Source organism: Monashia sp. HAY1-2A (genome assembly GCF_056755315.1).
In genome coordinates this window covers 1-8579 of sequence record NZ_JBNDHY010000175.1, presented here as the reverse complement: position 1 = coordinate 8579, position 8579 = coordinate 1, and the positions used below count along the sequence as shown (strand labels likewise).

9 protein-coding genes and 1 tRNA gene are annotated in these 8579 nt (G+C 72.7%); 3 read left to right on the top strand and 7 right to left on the bottom strand.

What is annotated here, in order from left to right:
• Window positions 1-848: amino acid ABC transporter permease (locus ACPYOM_RS19130; RefSeq protein ID WP_481347174.1), on the top strand; the 848-nt coding region annotated here is incomplete at its 5' end.
• Between the two features lie 154 nt (window positions 849-1002).
• Here the strand turns inward: ACPYOM_RS19130 and ACPYOM_RS19125 are convergent.
• The 4 genes from ACPYOM_RS19125 to ACPYOM_RS19110 all read right to left on the bottom strand — a co-directional run bounded on the left by ACPYOM_RS19125 (window position 1003) and on the right by ACPYOM_RS19110 (window position 4953).
• Window positions 1003-1075, bottom strand: a tRNA-Asn gene (locus ACPYOM_RS19125).
• Between the two features lie 139 nt (window positions 1076-1214).
• Window positions 1215-1733 (bottom strand): hypothetical protein, encoded by a 519-nt coding sequence (locus ACPYOM_RS19120; protein ID WP_481347173.1) that lies wholly within the window; start codon window positions 1731-1733, stop codon window positions 1215-1217.
• Window positions 1733-3673: a DNA primase gene (gene dnaG, locus ACPYOM_RS19115; RefSeq protein WP_481347172.1), complete on the bottom strand. Its 1941-nt coding sequence runs from the start codon at window positions 3671-3673 to the stop codon at window positions 1733-1735. Before dnaG ends, ACPYOM_RS19120 begins: the two co-directional genes overlap by 1 nt.
• Window positions 3674-3723: 50 nt before the next feature.
• The gene (locus ACPYOM_RS19110) at window positions 3724-4953 is read right to left on the bottom strand and encodes a deoxyguanosinetriphosphate triphosphohydrolase (RefSeq protein WP_481347171.1); all 1230 of its coding nucleotides are present in this window, start codon (window positions 4951-4953) and stop codon (window positions 3724-3726) included.
• Between the two features lie 157 nt (window positions 4954-5110).
• On the opposite strand from ACPYOM_RS19110, the gene ACPYOM_RS19105 reads away from it, so the two are divergent.
• Window positions 5111-5242, top strand: coding sequence for a hypothetical protein (locus ACPYOM_RS19105; protein WP_481343957.1), 132 nt, complete (start codon window positions 5111-5113; stop codon window positions 5240-5242).
• Window positions 5243-5287: 45 nt separating this feature from the next.
• Here the strand turns inward: ACPYOM_RS19105 and ACPYOM_RS19100 are convergent, their stop codons facing one another.
• Entirely contained in the window at window positions 5288-5926 is a 639-nt protein-coding gene (locus ACPYOM_RS19100; protein ID WP_481347170.1) for a YdeI/OmpD-associated family protein, read from the bottom strand.
• Between the two features lie 44 nt (window positions 5927-5970).
• Between ACPYOM_RS19100 and ACPYOM_RS19095 the strand changes: the two genes are divergently transcribed.
• Window positions 5971-6717 carry a hypothetical protein gene (locus ACPYOM_RS19095; RefSeq protein ID WP_481343441.1) on the top strand — a complete coding sequence of 249 codons (747 nt, stop codon included), beginning with the start codon at window positions 5971-5973 and terminating at the stop codon, window positions 6715-6717.
• 9 nt (window positions 6718-6726) lie between these two features.
• Here the strand turns inward: ACPYOM_RS19095 and dusB are convergent, their stop codons facing one another.
• Both dusB and ACPYOM_RS19085 read right to left on the bottom strand, forming a co-directional pair.
• Complete coding sequence (gene dusB, locus ACPYOM_RS19090) at window positions 6727-7986, bottom strand: tRNA dihydrouridine synthase DusB (protein WP_481343450.1); 1260 nt, start codon at window positions 7984-7986, stop codon at window positions 6727-6729.
• A gap of 31 nt (window positions 7987-8017) precedes the next feature.
• On the bottom strand, window positions 8018-8579 hold a 562-nt coding region (locus ACPYOM_RS19085), incomplete at its 5' end, for an alpha/beta fold hydrolase (RefSeq protein ID WP_481347169.1).

The following is an 8579-nucleotide window of genomic DNA, read 5'->3' as shown; positions in this document are numbered from 1 at the left end:
GGCGCCGACACGCCATCCTCACCGCGTTCGGCTTCCTGCTGGCCCTCGTCACGGTCGGTGCCGTCGTGTGGAAGCTCAACGCCCAGGGTCAGCTGACCGGCGACCTGTGGAAGCCGCTCGTCGACCCCGAGGTGTGGACCTCGTACGTCGTCCCCGGTCTCGTCAACACCCTCAAGGCCGCGATCGTGTCGATCATCGCGGCGATGGCCTTCGGCATCATCTTCGGCCTCGGCCGCCTGTCGCACAGCCGTGCGATGCGCTGGGTGAGCAGCATCCTCGTCGAGTTCTTCCGGGCCGTCCCGGTGCTGCTGATGATGTACTTCCTGTTCCAGCTGTTCGCCTTCAACAACATCTTCGTGGCGAGCCTCAACTCGTTCATGGCCGTTGTCATCGCCCTGACGCTCTACAACGGCTCGGTCATCGCCGAGCTCGTGCGCTCCGGCGTCTACGGGCTGCCGGCGGGGCAGCGCGAGGCGGGCCTGTCGATCGGCCTGACGCCGGGCCAGACGCTGCGCTCGATCCAGCTGCCACAGGCCCTGACCGCGATGCTGCCGGCGCTCGTCAGCCAGGTCGTCGTCATTCTCAAGGACAGCGCGCTCGGCACGGCCATCACGTATCCCGAGCTGCTCCAGAGCATGCGCGACATGGGCACCGCCTATGCCACCGTCCTGCCCGCCTACATCCTCGCCGCGGTCATCTTCATCGCGCTGAACTTCGGCCTGACGATCCTGGCCGGACGCGTCGAGCGCCGGCTCAACCGGCGTGGCCGTGGACCGCGTCCGACGGCGCCGACGGCCGTCGGCGTGGTCGACGACGCCCCCGCGATGAGCGCCGTCCAGGGCGCCTGACACCCCCGACAGCAACGATCGGACACCCCCGGGACCCACTGGTGCCGGGGGTGTCCTGCGGCCGAGCTCCCGGCCCGACGCAGCAGCCGAGCCGGACGGGACCACACGACGAAGGCCCCGACACCCATGGGTGTCGGGGCCTGCGCGCTCGGTGCTCCCCCGGTTGGACTCGAACCAACAACCTGCCGGTTAACAGCCGGCTGCTCTGCCAGTTGAGCTACAGGGGAATGGCTGCTGCGCAACCATAGCAAAGGATCGGGCGGGGACTAAATCGACTCCGCGCGAGGCGCATCCGGCACTTTTCGGCCACCGTCCACCCCCTGGGAAGGCGCGTCTCGCACCCGCGGGGGCGCCCGTTCGGGCGGGTCAGAGACCGACCTCGGTGCGCAGCCGCGCGAGCCGCTCGGCCGCCTCGCTCGCGACCTCAGGGTCCTCGAGGCTCGCGCCCTTGCCGGGGACGACCTGCTCCACCAGCCGCCCGCTGGCGAGGTCCTTGCGGATCACGACCCGAACGGTGCGCCGGTCCCGGGTGCGGAACTCGTCGCCGATGACGACGCTGGCCTGGATGCGCTCGCGCAGCGTCTGCTGCAGCAGGGACGGCTCCGTGACCCGCCACTGCGCAGGTGACCGGTGGTCGACCCAGACGACGGTCAGCAGGCCGGTCTCGCCCTTCCACGTCCCTGACTCCGCCTCGTGCCAGGGCCGCTCCCACGCCAGGGTGCGGTCGGCATCGACGAAGGCGAGGTGGTGCGTGGTGGCGACCACGTGGCCGCCGGACTGCTCGTCGCGGGCCCAGGCCAGGATCTTCTCGCCGCCTGCGAGCGCCACGGCGGCGCGGACGTCGGCGGGCAGCGGCACGCGACGACGCCGTTCGAACAGGGGCATCAGACCATTCCCGCCTTGATCGTCGCGAGCTCGCGCTGGAGGGTCTGCAGGTGCAGGCCGAGCGCGCGGCTGCGGTCGGGGGCGGGTTCGTCGGAGTGCTCGAGGCGGCGCATCTCGCTCAGCGCGTCGGCGATCTGGCGGGTCAGCGCGATCGTGCGCACCCGGTTGAAGAGCTCGTCGACGTACCGCGAGGTCGGCAGGCCCGTGACGGCGTCCATCCGCGTGGGGAGGGTGTCGACGGCGAGCTCGCTGACGAGCCCGGCCACCGGCGCGGGCGCGGCCTCGGTGACGGCCGACGTCCACGCCCGGACGCTGGCGGTGTCGGCCGACGCGTGCGCGATGCGGATGCCGTCGAAGACCGCGCGGTGCGCCGGCGCGGAGAACGCGTCGGGCGTCAGCAGGTCGAGCGCTCCCGGAGCGAAGACGGTCGGGAACTGGAGGATGACCTGCAGCAGCTGCCGCTCGGCCATGACGACGGGGTCGCGCCGGTCCGGCTGCGGCATCCCCTGGCCACCCTCGCCCGCCGAGGGCTCGGCATCCTCGCCAGCGGTGTGGCGCCGCTCGCGCGCGTCGCGGGCCTCGCGCGGGTCGTCGTCGACCTTGAGCCGACCGGCGCGCGACACCTCGCGGGCCACCTGCTCGACGTCCAGGCCGAGCATGCCCGACACCTCGCGCGTGTACTCGGGGCGCAGCGACTGGTCGCGGATCGAGGCGACGATGGGCGCCACCGCCCGCGCCGCCTGGACGCGTCCCTCGGCGGTGCCGAGGTCGAAGCGCTTGATCGTCGTGCGGACGGCGAACTCGAACATCGGGACGGCGTCCTCGATGAGCGCCTGGACCGCGGGGTCGCCGCCGGCCTGACGCAGCTCGCACGGGTCCTTGCCGGACTTCTCGACGGCCACGAAGGACTGCGAGGCCCACTTCTGGTCATCGGCGAAGGCGCGCATCGCCGCCTTCTGGCCGGCGGCGTCACCGTCGAACGTGAAGATGACGCGGGCCGGTGCGAGGTCGGCCTCGTCGCGCATCATCCGGCGCAGCACCTTGATGTGGTCCGACCCGAAGGCGGTGCCGCAGGTCGCGACGGCGTTCTCGACCCCGGCGAGGTGACATGCCATGACATCGGTGTAGCCCTCCACGACGACGGCGCGGCGCTCCGTGGAGATCGACTTCTTGGCGAGGTCGAGGCCGTAGAGGACGGTCGACTTCTTGTAGATCGGCGTCTCGCTCGTGTTGAGGTACTTGGCCTCGATGCGGTCGTCGTCGAAGAGGCGCCGGGCGCCGAAGCCGATGGTGTCGCCGGTGATGTCACGGATGGGCCAGACGAGCCGCCCGCGGAAGCGGTCGTAGAGACCCCGCGAGCCACGACCGGCGAGGCCGCCGGCGACGATCTCGTCGTCGGTGAACCCCTTCGAGCGCAGGTGACGCACGAGGTCCTCTCCCCCACGCGGCGCGAACCCGACGCCGAAGTGCTTGGCGACCGCGCCGTCGAAGCCGCGGGCGCGCATGAAGTCGCGACCGGCCCGGGCGGCGGGGAGGTTGATGAGCGCGTCGGCGTAGAACTCCTGCGCGACGCGGTGCGCCTCGACGAGTCGGGCGCGTCGACCGAGGCCCTCCTCGCGGGGGCGGGAGCCGCCGTCCTCGTAGCGCAGCTCCATGCCGAGCTTCTGTGCGAGCCGCTCGACGGCCTCGGCGAAGGTCAGGTGGTCGACCTTCTGGACGAACGAGAGGACGTCGCCGCCCTCGCCGCAGCCGAAGCAGTGCCAGGCGCCGACGGCGGGGCGGATGGTGAAGGAGGGCGTCTTCTCGTCATGGAAGGGGCACAGGCCCTTGAAGGACCCGGGGCCGGCAGACCGCAGGGTGACGTACTCGCGCACGACGTCCTCGATGGACGTGCGCGCCTTCACCGTCGCGATGTCCTCGCTGTTGATCAGCCCCGCCATCTGCCTCCTGTCGCTGCGGTGATTCTAGGTCGTCGGGCCGATCCCGCCGGTCAGGGGCACCACTGCCTGTGCAGACCGAGGGCCCGGACGTCGGTGAGCGAGGCGACCTGGTCGACGACGACGCGCAACCGCGCCGCGTCGTCGGTGGCGGCCGCATGGTCGGCGCGGAAGGGCGCGTCGAGCCGCTCCTCGGGACGCGCGGCGAACCCGGCCACGAGGTCGCGGACGACGTCGCGCTGTTCGGCCATGACGGCCAGGCGGGCGTCGGTCGCCATGACGAAGTGGTTGGCGATCGCCTTGAGCACCGAGCACTCGGCCCGGAGGTCGTCCGGCACGACGAGGTCGGCCTCGTACCGGCACAGGCGCCCGGGCCCGTGCCGTTCGCGGGTCGCCTGCTCGACGACGAGGACGAAGTGCCCGATGAGACGGCTCGTCAGGTCCTTGAGCCGGGCGAGGTCACCGCGGGAGCCGTCGAAGGAGGACGGCACGGCGCCCGAGGCCAGCAGCCGTTCCAGGGCGGCCCCGAGGACGTCCGGACCGAGGTCCGGCGCGTAGGTGCGCCCCGCGACCTCGAGCACACCGGCCATGTCCTGCGAGCGCAGCACCCGCGGGTCCAGCCAGCCGGACGCCACGGCGTCCTCGACGTCGTGCACCGAGTACGCCACGTCGTCGGACCAGTCCATGACCTCGGCCTCGAGGCACCGGCGTCGGGCGTCGGCGCCCTCGCGGATCCACTGGTACACAGGCAGGTCCGAGTCATACACGCCGAACTTGGTTGTGGGGTGGGGCCCGTCACCGCGACGCCAGGGGTACTTCGTCGTGGCATCGAGGCTCGCCCGGGTCAGGTTGAGGCCGGCGGGCGTGCCGTCGGGGTGGGACCGCTTGGCCTCGATTCGCGTGAGCAGCCGCAGCGTCTGGGCGTTTCCCTCGAAACCACCGATGGCGGAGGCGATCTCGTCCAGGATGGTCTCACCGTTGTGGCCGAAGGGCGGGTGCCCGAGGTCGTGCGACAGACACGCGGTGTCGACGACGTCAGCGTTGCAGCCGAGGGCGGCCCCGAACTCGCGACCGATCTGCGCGACCTCGAGGGAGTGGGTGAGGCGGTTGCGGACGAAGTCGTCGTGGGCCGGGGCCAGCACCTGGGTCTTGGCCGCGAGGCGCCGCAGCGCCGACGAGTGCACGACGCGCGCCCGGTCGCGGGCGAAGTCGTCGCGGTCCGCGCGCTTCTGGGCAGGGTCCTCCGCCACCCAGCGCTCCCGGTCCCGCCCCTCGTAGCCCACACCGGAACTGTAGGCGCAAGCGCCTCGCCACCAGCAAGGCCGGTGTCGCCGGGCCGGACCTGGCGTGAACCCCGTGCACGGGCCCTCGTCAGTGCGCCGGGGCGACCGGCATACTGGGTGATGGAGCCGATCAGGCTTCAGACCTCAGGAGCGCACCATGGGTGACAAGTCACCGAAGTCCCACATGTCCACGAAGGCCAAGACGCTCAAGGAGAAGCGGGCCGACAAGCACGCCAAGGCCGCGGCCAAGAACCACACCGAGATCATCCCGGCCAAGGGCAAACGCTGAAGGTGTGGCGCTGGCCGGCCCGGTCCGACCAGCGCTACGCCGTCGTCAACCGAGCTCGGCCCGCATCCGGCGCACCCACGCGGGTTCGGTGCCGTAGCGCTGGGACTTGATCAGGCGGCCGTGGGCACAGTCGTCGACGAGCTCGGCCATCCGCTTGTCGCGCGTCGCCTCCTGCTTGGCGGTGACCACCCAGTTCGTCGCGAGCTTGCGGTACGACGGCGTCGCGGCGTCCCAGAAGGCCGAGGCGCGCGGGTCGGCCTGCAGCAGGGCCTCGTAGTGGTCTGGCCAGGTGAGCTCGCGGGTCTCGTAGGCGTAGATGCCGGACCGGTCCTCACGGCGCTTCGCGAACGCAGCCAGCCCGGCCGGACGCATCAGCCCCGCGGCGGTCAGCTCCTCGACCGCGTTGATGTTGATCGTGCTCCAGCTGCTGCCGGGCTTGCGGGGCGTCCACCGCTGGCGCACGGTGTCGTCGTCGATCCGCTGGGACATCGAGTCGATCCAGCCGAAGCACAGGGCCTCTCGGACCGCGTCGGCCCACTGCAGGCCCCGGGGCTCGACGTGCTTCTTGTTCAGACCCATCCACAGCTCCGTGGCGGTCTCGTGGTTGGCCTCGAGCCACGCCCGGAAGTCTGCAGCGTCGTCGAAGAACGTCGCCGGTCGCTCGGCGGTGCCGCCCTGTCGCATGACCCGATCCTGCCAGCCGGCGCCGACACTGGGAGGATCGGTTCATGCGACAGGGCGTGACACACCGGACCGGCGCGACCGAGCGCATCGCCCTCGCAGCCCTCAACAACGCCCTCTGGTGCGACGCCGTCGCCCGCTCCCACGGCGTCGCGACGACGACGGATGCCGAGGCGTGGAGCGCGGCGACGCGGACGCCGCCCTACTACCCGGACGCCGTGACGCTCTCCCCCACCGTCGGCGAGTACGACGTGCTGGCCAGGGTCGACGACTCCGACGGCTGCTCGGTCAAGGACTCGTGGGACCGCCTCGACCTGTCGCTCGAGGACTTCGCGCGCATCGTCGTCGGCCAGTGGGTGTGGCTCGACCCGGACACGACCGTCACGCCGCCCGCCGGTCCGCCCTGGCGGCCGGTCACGACACCGGAGGGCATGGCGTCGTGGGTCCGTGCCTGGGCCACCGACCCCGAGGCGGAGGCGATCCTGCGTCCGTCGCTGCTCGGCGAGCCCGGCGTGCACCTTCTCGCCGCGCACGCGTCCCCGGACCCCGACGCGCCCCTCGTGGCCGGCGCCGTCGTCACCGTCACGGGCCAAGGGGCCGCCGCCGTGGCCGGCCTGGGCACTGTCTTCGCGCGCGACGGCGACGCCGATGCCACGTGGACCGCCGCCGCAGCAGCGGCGCGCCAGGCCGTGGGGCGGCTCCCGCTCGTCGGCTGGGAGGCGGGTGCCGGCGTGGACGCCGCGGTGGCGGCGGGGTGCGAGCTGCTCGGTCCGCTCAGCGTCTGGCTGAGGTGACCGCCGCGGTCAGCCGCCGCTGACCGACAGCTCGGCCTCTGCGAGGGTGCGCTCGTGCTCCTCGGACAGCTCGGGCGAGTCGAGCCACCCGTCGGGCAGGGCCACGCGGCGCGGCGAGCCGGCGCGTCCACGCTGCCCCTCGGCGGCCTCCCCGGGCCAGGGCACGTCGGGGTCGAGCGCGCCGAGCAGCGCGTCGAGGGCCGCGAGCGAGTCGACGAGAGCCAGGGAGTTCCGCACCGTCGAGCCTGCCGGGAAGCCCTTGAGGTACCAGGCGATGTGCTTTCGGATGTCGCGGCAGGCCCGCTCCTCCTCACCGTAGAAGTCGGTGAGGTACTCGGCGTGCGTGCGCAGCGTCCGCGTCACCTCGCCGAGCCTCGGCATGACGCGTGCGGACGAGCCGGCGAAGGCTGCCGCGAGGTCGGTGAACAGCCAGGGCCGACCGAGGCAGCCGCGGCCCACGACGACGCCGTCGCACCCGGTCTCCGCCACCATCCGCAGCGCGTCCTCGGCCGACCAGATGTCGCCGTTGCCGAGGACCGGCACGGAGGTCACGGTCTCCTTGAGGGCCCGGATGGCCGCCCAGTCGGCGGTCCCCGAGTACGCCTGCGAGGCCGTGCGGCCGTGCAGCGCGACGGCCGCGGCGCCCTCCTGCTCGGCGGCGAGCCCGGCGTCGAGGAAGGTCAGGTGCTCGTCGTCGATGCCCTTGCGCATCTTGACGGTCACGGGGACGTCGCGCCGCGCGCCCTCCTCGACCACGGCCGCGACGATCCGGCGGAAGAGGTCCTTCTTCCAGGGCAGGGCCGACCCGCCGCCCTTGCGGGTCACCTTCGGCACCGGACAGCCGAAGTTGAGGTCGAGGTGGTCGGCGCGGTCCTCCTGCACGAGGATCCGCGCCGCGGCGCGCGCCGTGGCCGGGTCGACGCTGTAGAGCTGGATGGACCGCGGGTGCTCCTCCGGGTCGTGCTCGATGAGGCGCATCGTCTCGGGACTGCGCTCGACCAGGGCCCGGGAGGTGATCATCTCGCTGACGTACAGGCTCGTCGCGCCGGAGGCGCCGCGAGCGGATGCCAGGGCAGCCCCCTCGTCGCCGTACTCGCGGCACAGCCGGCGGAAGGCCCGGTTGGTGATACCGGCCATGGGCGCCAGGACGACGGGCGACTCGATGACGTGGCGGCCGATGCGCAGGGGCGGCAGCACCGGGCCGCCGGCCGCGGGTCCACCCTCGCGCTGCTCGCCGGGCGCGCGGGTGGGCGCGGCGGGCGGGGTCATGAGGTCGGTCACGAGCACCGATTGTCCCGCATCACGCGCCATGGGCCGAATCGGCGACCTCGTGGGCGAAGCGCAGCAGCGCGTCGGCGAACGCCTCGGGCTGGTCGAGGTTGGCCAGGTGGCCGGCCCCGCGCAGGATCTCGACCCGGGCTCGGGGCACCTCGCGCCGGAACCCTCGGATGCCGAGCCGGAACTGGTCCCACCGGCCGTCGAGGAGCAGCACCGGGCACCGGAGTCGTGCCAGCGAGGCCGGCCGGCAGGCGTCCATGACCTCGCGCCACGCCGTCGTCGTCGGGGCGAACCAGTACCCCCCGGCGATGACCGGCTCGATGCGCTCGGACGGGTAGAGGCGCCGCAGCACGCGGTCGTTGACCCGCGTCATCCGCTCGGGTCCGAGGCGGTCCGTCAGCCCGCCGACGAGCCGGTACACCGTGGCCCCGGCGCCCACGGGGCTGGCGCTGGCCCCCGCGAGGACGAGCCCGGCGAGGGCGTCACCGTGCCGCGCCGCGTAGTCCATGGCGACGAACCCGCCGAGCGAGTGCCCGACGAGCACGACCGGGCCCCTGACGCCAGCGTGGCGCACGGCCTCGTCG